This is a genomic window from Metabacillus kandeliae (genome assembly GCF_021166585.1).
Lineage (GTDB): Bacteria > Bacillota > Bacilli > Bacillales > Bacillaceae > Metabacillus_B > Metabacillus_B kandeliae.
In genome coordinates this window covers 44911-68522 of record NZ_JAJOZE010000007.1, presented here as the reverse complement: position 1 = coordinate 68522, position 23612 = coordinate 44911, and the positions used below count along the sequence as shown (strand labels likewise).

Genomic DNA, 23612 nt, shown 5'->3' with positions numbered 1-23612 from the left:
GCCTATCCTCTTAAAAGCAGAAAAAAGCGCTTTTACCTAATGGTAAAAGCGCTGAAAAATAAAAATGCCTTTACCAATTGATTGGCAAAGGTCTCGCTAGCAGCAGGTATCTGCTGCCAATAAAGCCGGGGAGGTTATTCCCGTAATGACGACTTTATTCAAAAAGCTACTCCCCTTTGAGAGGGTAAACGTACTATTAAGATATATTTATTATAGCGCAGTCCCGAATACCAGTCAACTTTTTCTATCGCCTGAAAAAAGCGATCCATCCAGAGCAGCAATATACCTTTTTGCCGATCTTTTAACAGATGCTTGCGCCTCTTTTTTCACAATCCGGCGGAAGGCGCTGTATATACGGTCAAATTTCATCTCCTCTGTCTGCATGGCCATTGCTTTCACTTTTTCAGCCGGAAGAGGAATCATATTAGGATAGCTGTACATGAAACTGACCCAATCCTGGTCGGGTGCTACCTGGAGAATATCGCCTGAGAAAAGGATTCCTTTTCCCTCGTTTCCTTCTCTCCATTCCATAACCGTTCCTCCTGGAAAATGACCTCCAAGACAGTGCAAAATCATGTTTTTATGGATGGGAAAAGATTGGCCTTTCCAATATTGGATGAAGTTTGATCCCCTCTGCACCCAGTGCCGGTCGTTTTCATGAAGAAGTACTTTTGCGTCAAATTCTTCAGCCCATTCTATGCAGGCAGAATAATAATGAGGATGAGAAATCGCAATAGCATGTATGCCGCCGAGCTTTTTAATTTTTTGAATGCTTTCCTCATCAAGATACGTGAGGCAGTCCCAGAGTACATTTCCTGATTCTTGCTTAATAAAATAAGCAGTCTGCCCAATGGCAAAGCCAGGATCTGTTTTCACGCTGTAAAGCCCTTCTTCCTCCTCCACCCATTTATTCTGAAATCGCCCTTCCTTTTTCATGGACTGAAGTGTTGTCCATTTTTGTCCTTCAGGGTTCACATACTGCCTTTCATCTTCACAAATCGGACAGCTTTCAGGTTCTCTTTCACTAGGTTCATACTGGACGCCGCAAGTCATGCAGATATATCCTTCCACTTCCATCCCTCCTGTTAAATAAAAAATAATTTCCATCATATGATAGCATCTTCTTCTCTTTTTATGTTCATGTCTTTTTATAATATGGAAGCACTGGCATCAGATAAGGAGGTAACCAGGGCGGTAAGCTTCGGTTTTGATGAAATAGAGAGAGGGTGTCCAATAACTGGACACCCTCTTTTCTTATTATCCATAGCCGCTAGCCCGAGTGTTTAGTCGCTTCAGAAAAAACCAAAAAGTCTAAGACCTGACTTTTCGGGATTTTCCGCAAGCAGCTGTCGGGGCTAAACGAGCGGCTTCCGCTTTACTTATGCTGCTTTGTCTTTTTTCTCAAGCCTTCTGCTGATAGCAGTTAAAAGGACAGCTGCAATCACCATTAGTCCGCCGATCCACGGTGTATGGACCAGTCCGATGGAATCCGCGACAGCTCCGCCAAGATAGGATCCGATCGCAATGCCTGCATTGAATGCGGCAATGTTCAGGGCTGATGCTACGTCAACTGCCCCTGGTACAAACCGCTCCGCAAGGATCACGGCGTATACTTGCAATCCAGGAACGTTCATAAAAGCAAGAAGCCCCATTGCCAGGATGGTAATCAGGCCGGCAATTTTCATCGGTGCCGTAAATGCCAGGATAAACAGGATGACGGCCTGAACGATAAACATGTAAAACAAGGATCTCACAGGGTTATTGTTGGCAAGCTTTCCGCCGATCATGTTGCCGATGGCAATAGCAATCCCGTAAAAAAGCAGGATGGCACTTATTGTGCCTTCAGCATAACCCGTCACTTTCTGAAGTATAGGAGACAAATAGGTGAAAACAACAAACGTACCGCCGTATCCGAACGCTGTTATAAGCAAAACGAGCAGAATTCGGCTGTTCGTCACTAATTTTACTTGGTCTTTAAAGGAAACGGGTGCACCTTTTTTCAGATTGCCCGGCACCAGGAAAGAGTTGGAGATAAGAGCGATGATCCCAATGGCCGTAATACCGATAAAAGCTGCCCTCCAGCCGAACTGCTGCCCTGCCCATGTACCGATCGGCACACCAGTTACAGTTGCAACCGTCAGGCCTGTAAACATTGTTGAGATTGCGCCTGCTCTTTTATTTTCAGGAACAAGATCTGCTGCGATGGTAGAACCTATGGCCATAAAGACACCGTGGGCAAATGCTGAAATAACTCTTGCAGCAAGCAGAATGCCGAATGTTTGGGCACTTGCAGCAAATGCATTGCCAGCAATAAATACAATCATAATCCACATAAGCAAGCTTTTTCTGGACATTTTCGCTGTTGCCGCTGTTAAAACCGGAGCTCCGAACGCAACCCCAAGTGCATAAAGCGAAACCGTCAGCCCTGCCATTGTTTCAGTGACGCCAAGATCTTTAGCAACACCCGGGAGAAGTCCGACACTGATAAATTCAGTTGTCCCGATTCCAAAAGCGCTGATTGCCAAAGCCAAAAGCGCAAACAGACTCCTTTTAGAATCGAAAGCTCTATTAGTTTCTGTATATGAAGTCAATATTATCTCTCCTTAATGTTAAATTGATAAAAAGGCCTTTTTATCCAGCAGCTGTTCTTTGTAGTGCTGCATAGATTATTATGGCCCCTTATGATCCTTTCGTGAAGAACGTACTTTAAAGTGATATAGGCACCCTGCGGTTTTATAGGCACTAAAAAGTGCCTGCTGATTGACAGCAATTAGCAGGTGTATATCATTTGCCGGAGTGGTATACTTCGTACATACTATCTAATATTGATATACACCCCAAAAAGATCCTTAGTATGAAGCAGGAGTGATAAAATGCAAAAAGTATATAATATTCCCGTAGAAGCGACACTGGAAGTGATCGGGGGAAAGTGGAAAGTGGTCATTCTCTGCCACTTGACAAAAGGAACAAAAAGAACGAGCGAGCTGAAGCGCCTGATGCCTGGCATCACGCAGAAAATGCTGACACAGCAGCTCAGAGAGCTTGAAACAGACGGTGTGATTTTAAGGCAGGTATATAATCAAGTGCCTCCGAAGGTAGAGTATTCCCTATCTGAATATGGATGGTCGCTTCAGCCTATCCTCGATTCTTTATGTGAATGGGGCGAGTGTCACTTGCAAAAGAAGGATAAAGAGCTTTCAGTAGCTCTGCTGAACGTTTAATAATAAAACAGCCGCATTTTACGGCTGTTTTTTTTCAGTTCTTTTTCCCTATTTTAAAAAACTTCCGAATTTCTCCTTTTCAGACTGCTTGTCCTCCGTATATAGTGAGAAAGGATTTGAACTGGACGATGATATGGAGGCTGAAAATAATGAAAGATATAGGCAGGCGGATTTTGATCAGTTTACTGCTGACAGGAATTATCGGCGGCGGAATTACTGTTTCGATGGCCAACCTGCCTGGATCAGGCGGAGCAGCTGCCGGGAAGTAAGAGGAAAGAGCCTGGCCGCTAATGGCCAGGCTCTTTCTTTCTACTTGTTTTGTTTTTGCTGAAGGGCACGTTTTTCAGATGCCAGCTTTTGAAATTCCTTGTCAAGCTCCTGAAATTTAGGGTCTGCCGGCTGCAGCAGGCTTAATTCACCGAGAACAGCCGCCAATTTTGTTTCAATAATCAACAGATCATTTTTTGTATCCTCCTGTTTCGATGCAGTACTGTTTTGCTCTTTTTTCTCAATAAAGTCTTTTAATCCTTCCTCATGCCTTTTCACCTGCTGATGCTGAAAAACCAACAGCTTATCAGACAGTTTTTCCATAAAGTACGCATCATGGGAAACCAGCAGCAATGTGCCTTTAAATGACAGCAGGGTTTCTTCAAGCTGCTCCCTGGCCGGCAGGTCCAGATGGTTCGTTGGTTCGTCCAAAATAAGCAAGTCCGTTTCATCTAACAGCAGTCCCGCGAGTTTTATTCTTGTCCGCTGACCAAGGCTAAGGTTTTCAATCTTTTGGCTGACGGTTTCCTCTTTCATACCCAGTCCGGCACATATGCTTCTAAAGGAAAGAATATCTTCGCGTGAAGAAAGATTCAGTGCTTCCTGAGGTGTGACATTTCCAGGCAGGTCACCGACATCCTGGCTCAAGTATCCGATCTTTAAAGCAGGGCTCACCCATAGTGACCCTTCTGAAACACCTTGTTCACCAAGAATCATCTTAAGAAGAGTTGTCTTACCGGATCCATTTGGCCCTATGAGTCCGACCTTTTCACCCTGCTTTACGTAAAAGCTGCTGTCTTGGAAAAGAAGACTCCCGCCGAAGCTTTTCCTCAGATGACTGGCTTCGATCATTCTTTTCCCTCTCTTATCTGCGTTTTCGAACTCAAAGAATAGGCCAGGTTCCTCAAGGGGTTTATCCGCTTTGTTGTTCTCCAGCTCTGCCGTCAGTCTTTTCATTTTTGACTTGATTTGAACATCCTTTTTCTTCGCTTTCATTCTGAAGTATTCTTTTTTCCCTAATTTTAAGCGTTCTTTTTTTCTTGAATCATTATGGGCTTTGTCTGACCAGCCCTTCAAGTTATCAATCTGCTCCTCTATTTTATCTTTGTATTTTTGCTGCTTTTCATATTGATGCTGCTGTGCCTCTCTTCTTCCTTTCTTTTCCTCTCTATAGGCCGTATAGTTTCCGGTATAGCTTTCAAGCTTGCCGGCGGCGAGCTCTTCCACCCTGTTTGCGGTCCTGTCAAGAAAATACCTGTCATGTGAAACAATAATAGCAGCACCATGAAATTTCGCAAGCTCATCAACAAGCCAGTTCACGCCCTGCAAATCGAGATGATTGGTTGGCTCATCAAGTATAAGCAATTGCGGGTTTCCCGCCCATACTTCTGAAAGAGCTAGCTTCAGCTTCTCCCCCCCGCTTAAATGCCGCAAACGCTCCCTTTCCAAATCGGCTGTTTTTTTAAACCCAAGACGGCTGCTTGCTTCGAGTGCTGATTTTAATCCTTCCCCATGCATCATGGACGCAAAATTGCCTTCAGTATAATCAACAGACTGCTGCAGATATCCGATTGTCAGCTGTTTTCCAAACGTGTCAATGCTTCCGCTGTCTTGGCTCAGGACTCCAGCAAGAATGCGCAGCAGCGTTGTTTTACCTGTACCGTTATATCCGACAAGCCCGATTTTATCACCAGCCCTAATATCAAGGCTCGCTCCTTTTAATATTTCTTTTTCACCAAAATTTTTAAAAATGCTTCGGATTTTTACTATGTTCATACATGCATCCCCTTTCTAAAACAAGGCTCTGCTGTTTTATCACCCAGCAAAGCTCTATGCAAAAAAACCTCCCAAGCAATATGCCTGAAGAGGTTTCCGGGTGCACTTAAAAAACATAGCAGTCTGTCTGTGGAAACAGACTTCCCCCTTTGACGGAGGGTTTGCTATAGATCAAAAAGGGCAGACGAATCCTATTTCTCCAGGTTATTGCTTATTGGCAATCCTTTAGAAAAATAAGATTAAAACTTCATCGGCCCTTTTTTCTCCTTTCCGTACGCTGAATTAGTTATAGTATATTCACTTTTTTCAATTTATGCAATGGCTGCAGGCAATATTTTCAGCAAGCGGATTATTGGGTATAAGGTTAAAGGAGCTGAATAGTTTCTCTTTTTTGTTTCAAACTAAATTTAATCGGGGTGAGTGAAATGAACAAAGCCAATTCAGGAATTGTAACAGCATTATCTGCCATTGGGATTGCACAGGGACTTAAGCTTTTTACGTATAAAAAAATGACTGGAAAATGGGATTGGAGAACCATTTTTTCAACTGGCGGAATGCCAAGCTCTCACTCCGCAGGCGTTGCTTCACTTGCTTCATATGTCGCTGCCAAAAAAGGGACAAGCTCAATTGAGACCGCATTGGCAGTCGTTTTCGGCGCCATCGTGATGTATGATGCGCAAGGAATCAGAAGGCATACAGGCGAGATCGCCAAGCTTGTGAATGATCTTGACGAAGACATCGAGGTCATATCGGGCCATCTCCCAGGGCTCGGGCATGTCAAGCAGCAGGAAGAGCTGAATGAACTTTTGGGCCATCAGCCCGCAGAGGTTGCCGGCGGCGCTCTTCTTGGAATTTTGATTGGAATTGCCTGTGCGAAAATAGAAGATGCAAGGAAGTAATGCAAAGAGCGGGACAGCAGCTGCCCCGCTCTTCTTTATTCCCTGTAGGCTCTGTCTGCCATCAGTTTAATTGCGACATCCTCTGAAGGAGGATTGTGCAGTCCTGCTCTTACATCCCTGTACAGCCTTTCAAGCGGCTTTGATTTAAACAGGCTTTGCCCTCCGACCATTCTCATTGCCAAATCAACTGTATCGATTGCTGCATTCACGGCAATATGCTTCACTGCAGCAAGCTCTGCTCCAAGACTTGGACGAACTGCCTCGTCCTCATCCCATTTAGCAGCAGCTGCATACATCAGCTGGCGAGCACTGTACAGCTTCAAATCCATTTCAGCTGTTTTTCTTCTCACTTCCGGCACCTCGCTGATTGGATGGGACAGACTGTTCGGCTGATAGTGCTTGGCAAATTGAACCGCATAATTTCTCGCTGAAATGGCAATTCCCAGATAGCAGGCAGGTATGTGCAGCAGCCAGCCCTGCGCCATTTGCTTTTTCTCATTATTGCCGCTGACAAGCGCCTTTTCTGGAACGTTCACATCAGTCAGAATGAGATCATCGCTTCTCGTGCCGCGCATCCCCATCGTATTCCATGTTTCTTCAATCGACAGCCCTGGAGTGGTTCTTTGGATAATGAACTCAGCCACCTCATCAGTCTCTTCCAGAGATGCTGTGATAATAAAATAGTCCAGGATTGGTGCAAGCGAAGTGAAGATCTTTCTTCCGTTAATAATCCACCCGTCAGAAGTTTTTCTCGCAGTTGTTTCAGGTTTTCCTCCACGCTGGGGGCTTCCGGTTCCTGCCTCAGATGCTGCACTGTTGATTAATTTATTATTACCGGCAGCATCACGGGCTATTTCTTCAAAAACAGCCGGTTCCCATTTCATTGATTCCCTTAAATTAATAAAAAGACCTGAATGCCATCCAATCGAAAGGGCAGTAGGCCCGTCCCCATGGGCAATTCTCTCCTGAAGGAGCAAAAAGGTATACAGATCAATACCTTTTCCGCCAAACTCCTTTGGAATAGTTAGCGAATAAAATCCTTCTTTTTTTAAATCTTCAAAATTATCAAAAGGGAATGATGCCTCACAGTCATGTTTTTCAGCACGTTTGAAGAAACGTTCCGAAAGGACGGCAGCTTTTCGCATCAATTCCTGCTGTTCTTTTGTTTTAACAAATTGCTCATCAAGGTATGACATCCTATCACCTGCTTTTTTTCTTTCCTATATTTTAGCTTCTTTTCTTTTTAATAATAAAGCGAAAGGGTCTGCAAATATTTTCTTCTTTATAAGTATTTTGGTATGATGGGCTAGAAAGCGTTTTATTGAAATTGGTATATGGAGGGTTTTTTTATGGCTGAATTTAAAGAAACACTGGAAAAATATGCAGAGCTTGCCGTTAAGGTCGGCGTCAATATTCAAAAAGGACAAACACTAGTCATCAATGCTTCACTTGATGCAGCTGACTTTGTCAGGCTTGTTACGCGAAAAGCCTATGAACAGGGAGCCAAAAATGTTCAAGTAGACTGGCATGACGAAACGGTTGCGAGAACGAAGTATGAGCTTGCGCCAGACGAAGCTTTTGAAGAATACCCTTCATGGCTAGCAAAAAGCAAAGAAGAGCTGGCAGAGGGCAACGCTGCTTTCATGTCAGTTGTATCATCAAATCCTGATCTTTTAAAAGGAATTGACTCAAAAAAAATTGCAGCAGCCAGCAAAGCAGCAGGGCAGGCTCTTGATAAATACCGCACGTACATACAATCAGACAAAGTAAGCTGGACTGTCGTTGCAGCAGCTTCAAAGGACTGGGCCAAGAAAATTTTCCCTGATGCTTCAGATGAAGAGGCAATCAGCAAGCTATGGGATGCGATCTTCAAGGCTGTAAGGGCTGATTTGGAAGACCCTGTTCAGGCTTGGAAGGATCATGACAGCTCTCTTCACAGCAAAGTGGATTATTTGAATGGAAAGCGATATAAATCCCTGCACTATCAGGCTGAAGGCACAGATTTAACAATTGACCTTCATGAAAAACACGAATGGGTAGGCGCTGGCAGCATCAACTCACAGGATGTTGAATTCATGGCGAACATGCCGACAGAAGAAGTCTTTACCGTTCCGCTGAAAGATGGTGTAAACGGCACAGTTTCAAGCACCAAGCCTCTCAGCTACGGAGGAAATTTAATTGATGAATTTACAATTACCTTTGAAAATGGCCGCATTGTGGATGTTAAAGCCAAAACTGGCGAAGAAATCTTAAAGCATCTGGTTGAAACAGATGAAGGGTCTCACTATTTGGGAGAAGTAGCACTTGTACCGCACGATTCACCGATCTCCAATTCCGGCATCTTGTTTTACAATACGCTGTTTGATGAAAATGCATCAAATCACTTAGCCATCGGCAGCGGCTATGCCTTTAATATTGAAGGCGGAAAAAAAATGTCCCGTGAAGAGCTTGCGAAGCACGGAGTAAATTCAAGCATTACCCATGTTGATTTCATGATCGGCTCAAACAGCATGTCTATCGACGGCATCAAAGAAGACGGTACAAGAGAACCGATCTTCCGCAACGGCAACTGGGCTGTTTAATAAAAATATTAAAACCGGACACTTCATCAAGAAGCGTCCGGTTTCTTTTTTTTATCTTTTTCGTTTAGACGGATTCAGGCTCTGCGTGATCCTGTCCAGGATGATGGCAAGAATAACGATCGCTATACCTGCTTCAAATCCAAGTCCAACCTGTATTCTTTGCACTGCCCGGTAAACTTCAACACCAAGCCCTGGCGCCCCTACAAGTGATGCGATAACAACCATCGAAAGAGCGAGCATAATGCTTTGGTTAACGCCAGCCATGATCGTGCCTGTAGCAAGCGGCAGCTGAACTTTGAACAGCTTTTGAGAAGTAGTAGAACCGAAAGCATTTGATGCTTCTACAAGATCTTCCGGCACCTGCCTGATACCAAGGTTGGTCAAACGGATGGTCGGCGGCATGGCGAAAATGACGGAAGCAATAATACCTGGTGTTACACCAATCCCAAAAAATAAAATTGCAGGAATCAAGTAAACAAATGCCGGCATTGTCTGCATAAAGTCCAGAATCGGACTTAAGATCCCCGATACCCTGTCGCTTTGAGAGCACCAGATGCCAAGCGGTATTCCAATAATCATCGAAATGATAACAGATGTGAGAACAAGAGCCAGTGAATCAAGCGTCTGTTCCCAGTATCCAAGATTGATAATCAGCAGAAGACCAATCAGTGTAAAGACAGTCAGCCCCCATCTTCTGCTTGCCCAATACGCAAGCCCTGCAACGATGACAGCTAGCAGGATGGCTGGAATGAATGCCAAAATTCCAACAAGAATGTCGTTAAAGGTTTCAATGACTGTTCCAATCACATTGAAAAAACCAAGAAGCTTATCATTTAAAAATTGAACAAAATGGTCTACGTAAACGCCTAGAGGCAGCTTTGGTATGTTCATTGCTCCACCACCTCAATTCCGGCAAGCGCCTGAATCACACTGCTCCGTTTTACAACCCCTCTTAAACGGTTGTTTTCGTCAACAACAGGGAGAGGATAATTCGTCATGGCCATCTTTTCATACATTTCCTCAACAAGAGTATCAGGCTTGATTGTCGGAACATCAGTATGAAGAATATCTGAGAGATGAACTTTTTCAGCCATTGCTTTTGACACGTCATCTGCTGTCACAAGCCCCATGTATTTGTGGCCTTTATCAACAGCATACAGCGAAGTCATGCCAGCCTGTCTTAAAATTTGGAGTGCCACGCGCGGACCCCTGTCAACCAGAATGGTTTCCGCCCTGCTCATGACGCTTTCAGCTGTCAGCACTTTTGCAAGGTTGATATCTTCCACAAACCTCTTGACATAATCATTGGCCGGGTTCGTCATAATTTCTTCCGGTGTTCCGATTTGAACAATTTCTCCGTCCTTCATGAGAGCAATCCTGTCTCCAATCCGGAGTGCTTCATCAAGATCATGAGTAATAAAGATAATGGTTTTTTTCATCTGATCCTGCAGTTCGATCAATTCATCCTGCATGTCTTTTCTGATTAATGGATCAAGGGCGCTGAATGCCTCATCCATCAGCAAAACATCAGGATCATTTGCAAGAGCTCTCGCTAATCCAACACGCTGCTGCATCCCGCCGCTCAGCTCGTCAGGATAGCTGTTTTCGTATCCTTTCAGGCCAACGAGATGCAATGATTCCATTGCCTTCTTGTCGCGGTCACTTTTTGCAGTCCCCTGCACCTCAAGCCCGTAGGCTGCATTTTCCAAAATGGTTCTATGAGGGAACAAGGCAAAACGCTGAAATACCATGCTCATTTTCTTTCTGCGGACCTCCCGGAGTTCCTCAGGCTTCATCTTCACTAACTCTTTCCCGCTGATCGTAATCGATCCTGCCGTTGGCTCTATCAGCCTGTTCAGCAGCCTTACCAGTGTTGATTTTCCGCTCCCGGATAACCCCATAATGACAAAGATTTCACCGCTATGTACTTCAAAACTCGCTTGCTTAACCCCTACAGTCATTCCTGTTTCTTTTAGAATTTCTTGCTTTGTTTTTCCTTTATTAAGCAGTTCAATGCCTTTGGATGGGTTTTTCCCAAAGACCTTGCTGACATTCTCCACTTTAATGATTGTTTTTTCCATAGCTCCACCTCTTTCTTTTCACTATTCTTTGCCAATAATGGGAGTTAAATTCGTGCGGAAGTTAGAGAAGGTTTAGCTATTGGCGGATAACGGGATATATACCATTTACCCGTTAAAATAGACTGATAAACATCTTCTTATTTTATTTTTTCAAAATAGGTTTTGTTTCTATCGAGGATGGGAAACTATATATTTGGAATCGTTTTCTGAAAGGAGTACATCAATTGAAAAAACTGAAAATTTTCGCCTCCATTATGCTTCTTCTTTCCTTTTTCCTTACTTCCTGCAGCAACCCCCTTGCAGAAAGCCAAAAGAAAGTAAAGCTAGGATTAATCAACTGGGTTGACAGCATCTCTGTCGCCTATCTCTGGAAAGCCATTTTAGAAAAAAAGGGCTACAACGTACAAATGATGGAGCTTGACAAAGGCGCTATGTGGACTGGTGTAGCAAGAGGTGATGTAGACATCACTGGGTATGTCTGGCTTCCTCAAACAGACAAGCCATATTATGATAAGTACAAAGATAAAGTAGAGGTTGGCGGTTCCTGGTATAAAGGAGCAAAGCTCGGCCTTGCTGTCCCCGAGTATATGAAGGATGTAAATTCAATTGAAGATCTGAATAAGCACAGCAGTGAATTTGGAGGAAAAATTTTCGGAATTGACCCCGGATCAAGCTTAATGCAGCTCTCCCAGACAGTGCAAAAAGAATACGGACTCAAAACCGACCTGATTGAATCCTCAGAGGCTGCGATGCTGACAGAGCTGAATAAAGCCTACGAGCAAAAAAAGCCTGTGGTCGTAACGCTTTGGAATCCCCACTGGATATTTTCTGTTGAAAAGCTAAAATACTTAGAAGATCCTAAAGGTGTTTATGGAAAGCCTGATAACATCCATTACATGATGAAAAAGGGCTTCAGCAAAGAGCACCCTGAAATTGTTAAAATGTATGAAAAATGGGACATGACTGATAAAGAACTTTCACAGCTGATTAAATATGTCAATGAATCAACTAGCGGTGATGCTGGTTATGAACCTGAAAAAGGTGTAAAAAAGTGGATGGATGAAAATCCTGAGCTTGTTAAGAAGTGGATGAATGCGTAAATTTAAAAGAAGGTGCCTCAATATTTTGAGGCACCTTCTTTTATTTTATTTGCCGTTCTGTATAGGCTGTAATGAGTTGGAGCATATGAATTAGCTTGGATTGCTTTTTGTTCTTTCATGCGCAGCTTTCACTTCTTATGCGCGCCTTCCAGTCCCATTCTTCTTATTCAAAAGATTCAAGCGTAATTTTCCCAATCGTTTTGCCGCTTTCCAATTTTCTATGGGCTTCTTTTAATTTTTCAGCATTGATGGGAGAGAGTGTTTCGGTTGCTGTTCCTCTTATTGTTCCCTCATCAAGCATTTGTGCCAGATTGGAAAGAATTTCGCGCTGCTTAATCATATCGTCTGTTTCAAATAAGGATCTTGTAAACATGAACTCCCATACAAATTTGCCGCTTTTTTGCTGCAGCATGGATAGGTCAATTTTTTGGTCGGTTTCCACAATCGAACAGATACTTCCTTGCGGCTTAATTGATTGTACCATCTCTTCCCAATGCTCCGCAGTGCTGTTCAAGCAAAAAATCGCATCCACTTCAGAAATGTCCAGTTCTTTCAGCTGCTCAGAGAGGGACTCGCGGTGATTGATCAAGTAATCTGCCCCCATCTCTCTTGCCCAGCGTTCTGTTTCAGGGCGTGAGGCTGTTCCAATTACAGTAAATCCAGCCCAGCTTGCAAGCTGCACTGCGATAGACCCAACCCCGCCTGCAGCACCGATTATCAGCATTCTCACTCCTTTATTCCCGCCTTTTTCAGCTTTATAGCCAAGCCTTTCAAAGAGCGCTTCCCATGCTGTTATGCCTGTCAGCGGGATTGCAGCCGCTTCTTTAAAACCTAAGCTCTCAGGCTTTCTTGCCGCAATTCTTTCATCAACGAGATGGAATTCACTGTTTGTTCCCTGCCTTGCAACAGATCCGGAATAATATACTTCATCACCCTGTTTGAAAAAAGTGACTTCTGGTCCTGTTTCCACTACAACTCCTGCAGCGTCCCAGCCGAGGATTTTCGGCTCTTCCTCTTCCTCGCCTTTGGATTTTCTGATTTTTGTATCAACTGGGTTAACAGATATAGCCTTTACTTCTATCAGCAGATCTCTTCCTGTTGCCTCAGGCTTGTCTATTTCCAGGTCCAGCAGGCTTTCCGGATGCTCCACAGATAAGTGCTTATATAGCCCTACAGCTTTCATTTTCCCCATACAGTTCTCTCCTTCATTTTTTATTCCCAAAGATAGTTTCCCCTTTATCGCTTTATTGAAAACCAGCTGCTTTTCGAATCGTGCTGTGAATGAGGGGCAAAACAAAAAGAAACCCTGGACGCAGGTCCAGGGTTCTCTTATTAAGAAGCATACATTGTTTCAAGCTGTTTTTGGATCTCTCCATTTTCCAAATACTCATCATATGTCAGCTGCTTATCCAGCATACCGCTTGGTGTGATTTCAATAATGCGGTTGGCAATCGTCTGTACAAACTGATGGTCATGAGAAGTAAAGAGCATTGAGCCTTTAAAGCTTGTCAAACCATTGTTCAATGCGGTAATGGATTCAAGATCCAAATGGTTTGTCGGGTCATCCAAAAGAAGAACATTTGAGCCGCTAAGCATCATTTTGGACAGCATGCAGCGGACCTTTTCTCCACCCGAAAGGACGGATGCTTTCTTTTGCACTTCTTCTCCTGAGAACAGCATTCTTCCCAAAAATCCGCGCAGGAAGCTTTCGCTTTGGTCATTCGGAGAGTATTGGCGCAGCCAGTCAACAAGGCTCATGTCATTCTTCTCGAAATACTCGCTGTTATCTCTCGGGAAGTATGCCTGTGACGTTGTAATGCCCCATTTGAACTTTCCGCTGTCCGGCTCCATCTCGCCTGTCAAAATTTTAAAGAGTGTAGAATAGGCAATTTCATTGCTGCCGACAAAAGCTATTTTATCGCCTTTGTTCATAATGAAGCTGACATTATCCAGAACTTTTACTCCATCAATTGATTTTGAAATGCCTTCAACTGTCAGAAGATCGTTCCCGACTTCTCTCTCAGGCGTAAAGTTGACATAAGGATATTTCCGTGATGACGGCTGAATATCATCAAGAGAAATTTTATCAAGAAGCTTTTTCCTTGAAGTGGCCTGTTTCGATTTAGACGCATTAGCGCTGAATCTCGCAATAAACTCCTGAAGCTCTTTGATTTTTTCTTCTTTTTTCTTGTTGGATTCCTGAGTCAGCTTAGTCGCAAGCTGGCTTGATTCATACCAGAAATCGTAGTTTCCGACATAAACTTTGATTTTGCCAAAGTCAAGATCGGCAATGTGAGTACAAACCTTGTTCAGAAAGTGACGGTCATGGGATACAACAATGACAGTGTTCTCAAAGTTGATCAAAAATTCTTCAAGCCATTGAATAGCTTTCATATCAAGGTTGTTCGTCGGCTCATCGAGCAGAAGAACGTCCGGCTTGCCGAAAAGAGCCTGTGCAAGGAGAACCTTTACTTTGTCTCCTCCAGTAAGCTCTGACATTTTTTTGTCATGAAGGTCTTCGCCAATGCCAAGCCCTTTCAGCAGGATCGCTGCTTCGCTTTCTGCTTCCCAGCCGTTCAGCTCGGCAAACTCGCCCTCAAGCTCAGCTGCGCGCATGCCATCCTCATCAGAAAAGTCCGCCTTCATATAAATAGCATCCTTTTCCTGCATGACTTCGTAAAGGCGGGCGTGGCCCATAATAACAACCTTCAGAACTTCATGTTCTTCATATTCGAATTGATTCTGCTTCAGCACAGCTAAGCGCTCGCCTGGACCCATGTGCACATCGCCTGTCTGAGCTTCAATTTCACCTGACAGGATTTTCAGAAAAGTGGACTTTCCGGCACCGTTCGCTCCAATCAAGCCATAGCAGTTGCCGGGAGTAAATTTTATATTAACATCTTCAAAAAGTTTGCGGTCTCCATATCGCAAACCGACATTGCTAACAGTTATCATGTATGAATCCTCCATCATTATTGCATTTGCCTATTTAAGCTACTGTCATTATAAAGGATGATGCCTGCTGATTACAATGGAATCATCTCTCATACCCATGAAAAGAACACAGCTGACAAGAGCTGTGTTATCTCGTTGCTTTCACTTCATTAAATGGATAAAAAACAAACTCGGATCTGCCCACTATCCGGTTTTCTTTTATCAAACCAAGTCCGTTTCGGCTATCCATGCTGTTCAGCCTGTTGTCACCCATTACAAAATATTGCCCTTTTGGCACCTTTTTCGGTCCAAAATCGGCTGTCAGCTGAAGTCCAAGCTGAACGGCTTCCTTTTCATTGCTGTTTAAGTAAGACTCCTTCAGCTCTTTGCCGTTAATATACAGTTTGTCATTTTTCGCTTGTACAGTGTCCCCGGGAAGACCGATTACCCGTTTTACATAATGGACGTTTTCTTTTTCTCCATCAATGATGACTATGTATCCCCGCTTAATTTGCCCCATGTAATGTATTGTTTTATTAACGAAAAGCTTTTCGCCATCCCGGAGTGTTGGATACATAGAGGACCCTTCAACCATGTACGGCTCAAATAAGAACCAGCGGATGACTGCTGCAAGCACCACTGCAATAAGAATGGCTTTTAACCAGTCTAAATAGGCATTTTTCTTTGGCTTTGATGAACCTTCCGACACGCTTCCTTTCCCCCTTAAAGTGCTGAAAGGCTGTTTAGATCCTATCAGTACTTTTTCATTCACCAGCTTATTTTACCATAGTCTTTCTTTACCCGAGGAAAAATTTTAGCCTGGCCTGTTAATCAGTTTTTCCATGACAGGGGGAGATATAAACAATGAAAAAGAAAAAGCTCTATAAAGATGAAAGAGTGAAAAAGATATTGCGCGGAAAAACTACCTTTGCTGACAGATAAAGAGATAAGGCAGGTGTTTAGAAAAGTGCCGTTTATTAAAATCAGAAGGAATGTAACGCTTCATTATGAATTAAAAGGCAGCGGCCATCCTATTGTGTTTATCCATCCGACAGGAATGGGATTAAAGACTTTTTCCTATCAGGAGGTTCTCAGCAATACCTCCAAGGTGCTTACATACGACATGCGGGGCAATGGCTTGAGCAATAGCGGCAGCGTTCCTGTCACCATCAGCCTTTTAGCAGAGGACCTGCTGTATTTGCTCGATGGGCTCGGCATTCAAAGAGCAGTCGTTGTCGGGTACTCAAACGGTGGAGCCATTGCTCAGGAATTTGCATTGGCTTACCCTGACAGAACGAGAGGTCTTGTTCTGATTGGCGGATTTCCAGAAGTGAATACAGAGCTATTAAAGATGGAATTTTTGCTTGGAATCTCGATAAGCGGGTTTGGCGGACTCCCCCTTCTTGCAGCAGGCATTTCAAAAGCCCATGCACCGAATGAGAAAATCTTTTCTTCCCTTTATGACTCATTTATAAGGACAGACCCGTATATCCTTCATCAAATGTACAAAAAAACCTTTCATTACAAGTCAACCGATCGGCTTCATACTCTTGCATGCCCGCTCTTGCTTGTTTACGGAGCCAAAGATCATTATATTCATTCCTATGATTCTTTATTTAAAATGCATGTTAAAAACACGGTATCTGTTTACATTTCAGGTGCAAAGCACGAGGTGCCGACGAAGAATCCTGCAGAGCTGAACGCCATATTGCGCCGCTTTATGGAGAAGCTGGAACAGCAGGTGAAATGAAAGCATCCGCCCGGGACTTTCCGGGCTTTTTTCCTTTTCATAAGCAAGGTATAATACGTGTGGCCCTCTGCTGAATTTAATAGAAAGCCGTAACAAAACACGCCTGATTGCCGTCTAAAAAAATAGAGAAACGAAACATTTTTGTTTCCCGCAGGATCAGGGAGTATGATAGGATGTAATATAGTTGAAAAAAGCTGGAGACATTGCCAGCCTGTATTTTAGAAAAGAAAATTTTGTAAGTTGGTGAATAAACGGTTATGGAAAGAGAAACAAAAATGATGGGTTCGCGGTTTGATTATCAGCTGGCTTTTTTGCTTTTTTTATTTTTCTGCGTAAGCTGCATTGCCATATATGGATCACAGCTCACTTCCGGACAGTATAGTGAAGGTCTGGGCTTTGTATACAGACAAATCCTATTTTACTTTGTAGGGAGCGGAATTATAGCAGGTGTCATGTTTTTTGACTCAGATCAGCTGCAAAGGCTCTCTTGGTACTTATATGGATTTGGGCTCTTTCTGCTTGGGCTGCTCATCATCGCGCCTTCAAGCATTGCCAAACCGGTCAATGGGGCAAAGAGCTGGTTTAACCCGACATCGAGCCTCACTTTTCAGCCGTCTGAGCTGGTCAAAACGTTCGTTATTATTGCCATTAGTCATGTTATTGTAAAACATAATGCGAAGCATACGGAAAAAACCGTTAAAACCGATTTTATCCTGCTGTTCAAAATTGGTTTAACAGCTCTTGTACCGATCGCATTTATCATGAAGCAGCCTGACTTGGGTACTGCTCTGGTTATTATTGCAATCGCTACAGGATTAATTTTAGTCTCAGGTATTTCCTGGAAAATTATCACAACCATTTTTCTTTCCATTACGCTCGTTGCTGTAACTGTTTTTTACTTAGTGCTGAAAGCCCCCAATGTACTTGAAGCACTCGGTTTTCACCAGTATCAGTTCGGCAGGATCACTTCCTGGCTGAACCCTGAGGAGTACAGCAGCGGAGAAGGGTATCACCTTCTGAATTCCATGAAAGCTATCGGATCTGGACAAATTTACGGCAAAGGATTTGGCAACAGCCAGGTTTATATTCCTGAGAACCATACAGATTTTATCTTTAGCGTTATTGGAGAGCAATTTGGATTTCTCGGAACAAGCGTTGTGCTCAGTCTGTTCTTTCTTCTCGTTTACCACTTAATTAAAGTGGCCATGGAAACGACAGAGCCATTCAACAGCTATCTATGCGCTGGTGTTATCAGCATGATTGTTTTTCATGTATTCCAAAATGCCGGCATGACAATCGGTTTGCTTCCTATTACAGGGATTCCCCTTCCATTCATCAGCTATGGAGGAAGCGCAATTCTTGGAAGCATGCTAGGAATGGGACTCATCTTCGGCATTCGATACCATCACAGAGTTTATATGTTTTCCGATAAGTAAAAGAAGAAAGGCGCAGACCTGTAAAAGGTGCTGCGCTTTTTTTGCGGGAAAATCAGAGATGCTTTTCTTCCCAAATATCTTCAAGCCGCCAGATGCTTACTGTTTTGGCCTTTGCCCTGCCGCCTTCTGCGAACAGCTTGAGAGCGAGGCTTTTCTGATCAGGATAAATTCTTGACGTCATGGCAGTTTCACCGTCATTTACAAACAGTTCAACCGACGACCGGTCAAGAAACAGATGAAACAGGAGCTCGCCGCTGTTCACAGATACTTCGGCTGACCGGATCCCCTTTGGTCCTTCTCCTGAATGTTCTCTGTCAAGATAGACTTTCTGCTCCTTTGCTTCAAAGAAAACAGCCGTCTCCCCGCTCGCTCCGCTGCGGAGCTTAAAGCCAAATTTGCCGGCACTGGTTTTACTGATGTCAAACACTGCTTTCAATTCAAGCAAGTCGCCGAAAGCCAGAACATTTTCCCCTTCCATGCTCACGTCCTCCAGATAGGCCAATTCCTTTTGGCGGAGTTTTTCCAGTTCCTTAACAGGCTTCATGCGCAGCTTCCCCTCAGAAGACATTTCAAGCTCCCGCGGCAATGTCAGGGCTCCTGCCCAGCCATCCCTTTGGGACGGCATTTCCTGCTCCCACATGTCCATCCAGCCGAATAAGAGCCTTCTTCCCTTTTCATCCTGAAATGTTTGAGCTGCATAAAAATCATGTCCTTTATCAAGCTCCGAAAACTCTCCATGCTGAAAAACGCCATTTTGAAAGCTGCCGCAAAAATAGCCGGTTTGTTTTAAATTCCGGTAATTTTCCCCTTCCGCCTCCATTCCTTCAGGAGAAATAAGAAGAATGCGCTGGCCCGAAATTTCAAAAAAGTCCGGGCACTCCCACATGAACCCAAGATTTTTCCCGCTGGTGCTTTCCGCAAGCACACCTTGATACTCCCAGCTAAACAGATCATGAGAATGATAGTAGAGCACCTGCCCGCTGTCACCCATCCGGCAGCCAAGCACCATATGCCATTTACCATCTTCCTTCCATACTTTTGGGTCCCGAAAGTGATTGGAAGCTCCTTCAGGAGGTCTTGATAAAACAGGGTTGTCAGCAAGCTTGATAAATTCCCTGCCATCCTTGCTTTTCGCTGCACATTGAACCTGAACAAGCTCTTCATCACTGTCCTTCAGCCATACATTTCCTGTGTAGAAAAGGACAAGCTCCCCATTCTCTTCAACAGCGCTTCCGGAAAAACAGCCATCCTTGTCATACTCTTCAAACGGTGCCAAAGCAGGCGGCAGGTGCTCCCATCGGACAAGATCATTGCTTACGGCATGTCCCCAGTACATGGGCCCCCATTCGGCACTGAACGGGTGGTATTGGAAAAACACATGATATTCTCCTTTATACTGAATCAGCCCGTTTGGATCATTGATCCAGCCAGCCTGTGCTGTAATATGATAACCAGGCCTGAAGGGCGTCCTGCTGATTTCCTGTCCTCTTTTTTCAGCATGCGCTGCAGCTTTCTCCAATTTTTCTCTATACTCGGAATTCATGCTCTATCAAGCTCCTCTTCTATGTATAAGAGATCAATCCAGTTTTTCCGGAAAATGTTTCTTCATTTCCTCAAAAGGTGTTTTCTCTTTTTGATCGCCTATCCAGCTTTCCCCGTCTTCCCACTGCTCTTTTTTCCAGATAGGAACAAGCTCTTTAATCCGTTCAATTGCATAGCGGCTTGCTTCATATGCATCATTTCGATGAGGCGTTGAAACAGCAATCACAACGGCAATATCCGAAATGTCGAGCTTACCCACCCTGTGAGTAATAGCAGTTACTGCTTCCGGCCATTTTCCCTGTATTTCATCCCCTATTTGCCTCAGCATCTTTTCAGCCATCGGCTTATACGCCTGGTATTCTAAAAATAATGTTTTCTTCCCTTTTGTCATTTCGCGAACCGTGCCAATAAACGATACGATGGCTCCAGCGTTCGGATGAGTGACCTTTTCAATCAGCTCTTCTGCTGAAATCCTGCTATCTGTAATGGTAAACAAGTCTTCTCCTCCTGTCGGCTTCTTACGTTTTAATTTTACATTGTTTCGCCTGCTGCATCCAATGGTATGATGATTCCTATAAAACTGCAAAAAAAAAAAACAGCCGCTTTCCATAGATGGAAAGGGCTGTTTTGAAAAATTATAGTTTTACAACGTTTTCTGCTTGAGGGCCGCGCTGACCGTCAACAACGTTGAATTCTACTTTTTGGCCTTCTTCAAGAGTTTTGAAGCCGTCGCCAGTGATAGCGCTGAAATGAACGAATACGTCATTTCCTTCTTCAAGTTGAATGAAACCAAAACCTTTTTCTGAGTTAAACCATTTAACTGTACCTGTTTGCATGATGGTACCTCCATACTGATTAAAATTTATGCTACTTAAAATTTACCTGTGTAAATAAAAATTCACATACAGTAAGAAACAGCTTCACAAAGTAACACTCTACCTTGGAGATGCATCCTTTTGTATGTGAACTTTACTAATCTTATTAACATTTTTAACTTTATATTAAGAGTATACCTCACTCAGCTGCAAAAGACAAGACATTACATTTTTGTTGTTCTGAATCTCACTTTATTCATGTTACACTTATTCCAGCACCTTTTCAACCAATAACTCACCTTCTGCCGGCAGATTGCGGCAGCCTTTCAAACAGCAATCAATAAAATAAAGCAATTAACTAGATAGGAGAATATCCGCGATGAAAAAAAATAAATCCAGATACATAGCCAATGTCAGCCTTGGCGTTATGGCAGCAGGCTTTGCTGCTACCCTCCCGTTTCATGCACTTCCCGTAAGAATTCTGCAGGGAGGATTTGAGGCAGGGCTTGTCGGCGGGCTTGCAGACTGGTTTGCCGTTACAGCACTATTCAGGCATCCGCTGAATATTCCTATTCCGCACACAGCACTTCTTCCAAAAAACCGGAAGAAAATTACTGAGTCGATTTTAAATGTGGTGGAAAAGGACTGGCTTAACAAGGAGAGCATTACAAAAAAAATTCAAAAAGTACCCTTTTCATCACTTTTATTCAATAAGATGGAAGACTATCTGCACACGGAAGAAGCTGCAGCTCAAATCAGCAGTGCAATCAGGACCGTCTATTCCTATATTGACAAGGAAAAAATAAAATCCTGGATGAAGAAGGCTGCTGCAAAGGAAATTAAACAGGCAGACAAGCCAAAAATGATCGGGTTTTTGGCTGAGGAAGCGATCAAACAGAAGTATCATGAAAAAGGATTTGATATTCTGCTTAACCTGGCAGAGAAAAAACTGACCTCACGGGAAACGAAAGAAAAAATAACAGATTATATTTTAAAAATGATAGAGAAAAAAGCGGAAAACAGTTTTTTCAAATTTGCCTTAACTCCTCTTCTGATGGCAGGGAAGGAAAAAATTCAAACAGCTTTTGACAAAGCCCTTGATGATTTGCTGACAGATTTGAAATTGCCATACAGCGAGAACAGGCAAAACATTCTATCGTATATTGAAAATGAAATTGGAGCAGCGAAAACGAATTCTCTTCTGCTGCTGAAAGCAGAACAGAAAACCGAGGAATTCCTTGAGGGTGATTCTTATGATCAAGTTATTTCGAGCACCGCCGATCTCTTGTTTTCACGGATAGAAAAAGTTATTCATGATCCTCATTTTGCGAAAGCTTCAGTCATACCAAAGCTTCAGGAGCTCACAGCTAAAATACAGGGTGATCAGAATGCCGTTCAGCAGCTGGAAAAAGCTTCTCAAACGGTCATCGTCCAAATCATAGATCAAAATCATGCGAAAATCGGCGGTCTGGTGAAAGAAAATCTGGACAAGCTGAATACAGAAGAATTGGTTGACCTGATGGAAAATAAGATCGGCAAAGAACTGTCCTGGATTCGTGTTAACGGATCGATTTGCGGATTTATTATCGGTATTTTGCTCATCTTTATTAAATTATCAACAGGGTCCTTGTAAACAATGAATGAAAATAGGAATTTCACCTCATTCTAAAACAGAAGAAAATAGGATGAGGAGGAGTTTCCTTGAATATTCAAAGAGCAAGGGAAATTTCAGAACAGACTGAAATGGCAAACGTGACGTATAATGGGAAAGCTGTCTATATACAGCATGTTGATGAGGGCAGCGGAATGGCACGGATTTATCCTCTTGGACAGCCGGAAAACGAAAAAAATGTGGCTGTTCATGAATTACTCGAAGGATAGCAGCCGTGCATACTTTCGAAAAAGCATAAAAAAACGCCGGAAAATTCCCGGCGTTTTTCTTATTCTGCTGCTTCTGTTTCGTTCAGTACACGATTGACTCTTTTTTCAAGCATTTTCATGCCGCTGCCGCCAGCCTGAAAGTGACGCAGGTTGCCATCTTTATCAAATACATAGTAAGCCGGCACATACTGGTTTTCAAAAGTATCATTCAGCTTAAGCTTGCTGTCAACAAAAATTGGCTGTGTAATGCCATGCTCCTCAGCCGTTTTCTTAATATCCTCAATGTCGAGATCGTCCTCTGAACGAGGCATATGAACAGCCACTACGTTCAGTTTATCTTTATAGTCATCACGGAATTGATTTACTTGAGGCATTGCTTCCTTGCACATATGGCAGCTTACAGACCAAAAATGAATTAAGGTTGGTTTTTCCCCAATCAGGTCACTTTTGGACTTCTCGCCGTTCAGCCATTCCACTGCACCTTCTAATTCCGGCATTTGTTCGCGAAGTTTCATTAATAATCCCTCCAATAAGTCATTAAACTATTTAAAAAAGGCCTAACATGTTGTTAGGCCTCGTGAAAGTCAGACAAGAAGCTGATTACAAAGTTTCTTGGCCTGGTCTCCAGTTGGCTGGGCAAAGTCCGCCAGTTTGCAATGCTTGAAGCACACGAAGAGTTTCATCTACGTCACGGCCAATGTTGTTATGGAATACAGTCTGATACTGCACTTCGCCTTCTGGATTGATGATGAACAGTCCGCGCAGGGCGACACCTTCTTCTTCAATCAGAACGCCATAGTCGCGGGACAAGGCATGGTTTGTGTCAGCTGCAAGCGGGTATTTCAGCTCGCCAAGGCCGTTTTCCTTGCGGTCAGTATTGATCCATGCAAGATGTGTATGGATTGTATCTGTTGAGACTCCGATTACTTCTGCATCAAGATCTTCAAACTCATCATAACGGTCAGACATAGCTGTGATTTCAGTCGGGCAAACAAATGTGAAGTCCATTGGATAGAAGAAAAGGACTGTCCATTTGTCATTTTTCATGTTTTCTTCAAGACTTACTTTACCGAATTCTTTGTTCGCCATTACTGCATCAAGTTCAAAGCGGGGAGCTTGTGTTCCTACAAAACGCTCTGCCATATGTATCCCTCCAGGAAGTATATTCAGCTGCTAATGCCAGCTGGTTTAATTGAGAAAAATCTTGTATTTTTCTCAACTATTAAAAACAATCACAAGTACCATTATAATACTTTGGGTATTTCTAGTCAATGTTAGATGATAATAAATTTAAATAAAGATGTGTTCATCCCCCTACATTGGTATGC

23 protein-coding genes and 1 riboswitch are annotated in these 23612 nt (G+C 43.3%); of the genes, 9 read left to right on the top strand and 14 right to left on the bottom strand.

Going from position 1 to position 23612, the window contains the following annotated elements; genetic code table 11:
- Nucleotides 1–98 precede the first annotated feature (98 nt).
- Nucleotides 99–187: riboswitch (yybP-ykoY riboswitch) on the bottom strand.
- A 47-nt stretch (nt 188–234) separates the two neighbouring features.
- Both LRR81_RS14755 and LRR81_RS14750 read right to left on the bottom strand, forming a co-directional pair.
- Complete coding sequence (locus LRR81_RS14755; RefSeq protein ID WP_269448675.1) at nt 235–1110, bottom strand: MBL fold metallo-hydrolase; 876 nt, start codon at nt 1108–1110, stop codon at nt 235–237.
- A gap of 269 nt (nt 1111–1379) precedes the next feature.
- A complete protein-coding gene (locus LRR81_RS14750) occupies nt 1380–2591 on the bottom strand; it encodes an MFS transporter (RefSeq protein WP_231790148.1) in 1212 nt (403 codons plus the stop codon).
- A gap of 282 nt (nt 2592–2873) precedes the next feature.
- On the opposite strand from LRR81_RS14750, the gene LRR81_RS14745 reads away from it, so the two are divergent.
- Both LRR81_RS14745 and LRR81_RS21365 read left to right on the top strand, forming a co-directional pair.
- Nucleotides 2874–3221, top strand: coding sequence for a winged helix-turn-helix transcriptional regulator (locus LRR81_RS14745; RefSeq protein ID WP_231790147.1), 348 nt, complete (start codon nt 2874–2876; stop codon nt 3219–3221).
- Between the two features lie 149 nt (nt 3222–3370).
- Nucleotides 3371–3490 (top strand): protein YkpC, encoded by a 120-nt coding sequence (locus tag LRR81_RS21365; RefSeq protein WP_408631612.1) that lies wholly within the window; start codon nt 3371–3373, stop codon nt 3488–3490.
- A gap of 40 nt (nt 3491–3530) precedes the next feature.
- Here LRR81_RS21365 and abc-f read toward each other — a convergent pair whose 3' ends face one another.
- Nucleotides 3531–5264: a ribosomal protection-like ABC-F family protein gene (gene abc-f, locus LRR81_RS14735; RefSeq protein ID WP_231790146.1), complete on the bottom strand. Its 1734-nt coding sequence runs from the start codon at nt 5262–5264 to the stop codon at nt 3531–3533.
- A 425-nt stretch (nt 5265–5689) separates the two neighbouring features.
- Here abc-f and LRR81_RS14730 point away from each other — a divergent pair, with 425 nt between their 5' ends.
- Nucleotides 5690–6163 (top strand): divergent PAP2 family protein, encoded by a 474-nt coding sequence (locus LRR81_RS14730; protein WP_231790145.1) that lies wholly within the window; start codon nt 5690–5692, stop codon nt 6161–6163.
- 35 nt (nt 6164–6198) lie between these two features.
- Here the strand turns inward: LRR81_RS14730 and LRR81_RS14725 are convergent, their stop codons facing one another.
- The gene (locus LRR81_RS14725) at nt 6199–7359 is read right to left on the bottom strand and encodes an acyl-CoA dehydrogenase family protein (RefSeq protein ID WP_231790144.1); all 1161 of its coding nucleotides are present in this window, start codon (nt 7357–7359) and stop codon (nt 6199–6201) included.
- Between the two features lie 153 nt (nt 7360–7512).
- Here LRR81_RS14725 and LRR81_RS14720 point away from each other — a divergent pair, with 153 nt between their 5' ends.
- A complete protein-coding gene (locus tag LRR81_RS14720) occupies nt 7513–8745 on the top strand; it encodes an aminopeptidase (protein WP_231790143.1) in 1233 nt (410 codons plus the stop codon).
- Between the two features lie 51 nt (nt 8746–8796).
- On the opposite strand, the gene LRR81_RS14715 is transcribed toward LRR81_RS14720, so the two are convergent.
- Together LRR81_RS14715 and LRR81_RS14710 are read right to left on the bottom strand one after the other, a co-directional pair.
- Nucleotides 8797–9636, bottom strand: coding sequence for an ABC transporter permease (locus LRR81_RS14715; RefSeq protein ID WP_231790142.1), 840 nt, complete (start codon nt 9634–9636; stop codon nt 8797–8799).
- Complete coding sequence (locus LRR81_RS14710; RefSeq protein WP_231790141.1) at nt 9633–10826, bottom strand: quaternary amine ABC transporter ATP-binding protein; 1194 nt, start codon at nt 10824–10826, stop codon at nt 9633–9635. Before LRR81_RS14710 ends, LRR81_RS14715 begins: the two co-directional genes overlap by 4 nt.
- Before the next feature lie 224 nt (nt 10827–11050).
- On the opposite strand from LRR81_RS14710, the gene LRR81_RS14705 reads away from it, so the two are divergent.
- Complete coding sequence (locus LRR81_RS14705) at nt 11051–11926, top strand: glycine betaine ABC transporter substrate-binding protein (RefSeq protein ID WP_408631611.1); 876 nt, start codon at nt 11051–11053, stop codon at nt 11924–11926.
- Nucleotides 11927–12089: 163 nt separating this feature from the next.
- Here the strand turns inward: LRR81_RS14705 and LRR81_RS14700 are convergent, their stop codons facing one another.
- The 3 genes from LRR81_RS14700 to lepB all read right to left on the bottom strand — a co-directional run bounded on the left by LRR81_RS14700 (nt 12090) and on the right by lepB (nt 15569).
- Nucleotides 12090–13118: a zinc-binding alcohol dehydrogenase family protein gene (locus LRR81_RS14700; RefSeq protein ID WP_231790140.1), complete on the bottom strand. Its 1029-nt coding sequence runs from the start codon at nt 13116–13118 to the stop codon at nt 12090–12092.
- Nucleotides 13119–13258: 140 nt separating this feature from the next.
- On the bottom strand, nt 13259–14881 hold the full coding sequence (locus tag LRR81_RS14695) for an ABC-F family ATP-binding cassette domain-containing protein (RefSeq protein WP_231790139.1): 1623 nt from the start codon (nt 14879–14881) through the stop codon (nt 13259–13261).
- A gap of 127 nt (nt 14882–15008) precedes the next feature.
- Nucleotides 15009–15569: a signal peptidase I gene (lepB, locus tag LRR81_RS14690; RefSeq protein ID WP_231790138.1), complete on the bottom strand. Its 561-nt coding sequence runs from the start codon at nt 15567–15569 to the stop codon at nt 15009–15011.
- 246 nt (nt 15570–15815) lie between these two features.
- Between lepB and LRR81_RS14685 the strand changes: the two genes are divergently transcribed.
- On the top strand, nt 15816–16610 hold the full coding sequence (locus LRR81_RS14685) for an alpha/beta fold hydrolase (protein ID WP_231790137.1): 795 nt from the start codon (nt 15816–15818) through the stop codon (nt 16608–16610).
- 257 nt (nt 16611–16867) lie between these two features.
- Nucleotides 16868–18046 (top strand): FtsW/RodA/SpoVE family cell cycle protein, encoded by a 1179-nt coding sequence (locus LRR81_RS14680; RefSeq protein WP_231790136.1) that lies wholly within the window; start codon nt 16868–16870, stop codon nt 18044–18046.
- A gap of 52 nt (nt 18047–18098) precedes the next feature.
- Here LRR81_RS14680 and LRR81_RS14675 read toward each other — a convergent pair whose 3' ends face one another.
- From LRR81_RS14675 to LRR81_RS14665, 3 genes are all read right to left on the bottom strand, one after another.
- Nucleotides 18099–19589 carry a glycoside hydrolase family 32 protein gene (locus LRR81_RS14675; RefSeq protein WP_231790135.1) on the bottom strand — a complete coding sequence of 497 codons (1491 nt, stop codon included), beginning with the start codon at nt 19587–19589 and terminating at the stop codon, nt 18099–18101.
- Between the two features lie 33 nt (nt 19590–19622).
- Nucleotides 19623–20084, bottom strand: a complete 462-nt coding sequence (locus tag LRR81_RS14670; protein WP_231790134.1) for a molybdenum cofactor biosynthesis protein MoaE — start codon at nt 20082–20084, stop codon at nt 19623–19625.
- A 139-nt stretch (nt 20085–20223) separates the two neighbouring features.
- Nucleotides 20224–20424, bottom strand: coding sequence for a cold-shock protein (locus tag LRR81_RS14665; RefSeq protein WP_231790133.1), 201 nt, complete (start codon nt 20422–20424; stop codon nt 20224–20226).
- A gap of 358 nt (nt 20425–20782) precedes the next feature.
- On the opposite strand from LRR81_RS14665, the gene LRR81_RS14660 reads away from it, so the two are divergent.
- Nucleotides 20783–22036, top strand: coding sequence for a DUF445 domain-containing protein (locus LRR81_RS14660; RefSeq protein ID WP_231790132.1), 1254 nt, complete (start codon nt 20783–20785; stop codon nt 22034–22036).
- A gap of 68 nt (nt 22037–22104) precedes the next feature.
- On the top strand, nt 22105–22284 hold the full coding sequence (locus tag LRR81_RS14655; RefSeq protein WP_231790131.1) for an H-type small acid-soluble spore protein: 180 nt from the start codon (nt 22105–22107) through the stop codon (nt 22282–22284).
- Nucleotides 22285–22343: 59 nt separating this feature from the next.
- Here the strand turns inward: LRR81_RS14655 and LRR81_RS14650 are convergent, their stop codons facing one another.
- Nucleotides 22344–22799 carry a TlpA disulfide reductase family protein gene (locus LRR81_RS14650; protein WP_231790130.1) on the bottom strand — a complete coding sequence of 152 codons (456 nt, stop codon included), beginning with the start codon at nt 22797–22799 and terminating at the stop codon, nt 22344–22346.
- Between the two features lie 85 nt (nt 22800–22884).
- A complete protein-coding gene (locus LRR81_RS14645; RefSeq protein ID WP_231790129.1) occupies nt 22885–23427 on the bottom strand; it encodes a peroxiredoxin in 543 nt (180 codons plus the stop codon).
- Nucleotides 23428–23612 lie beyond the last annotated feature (185 nt).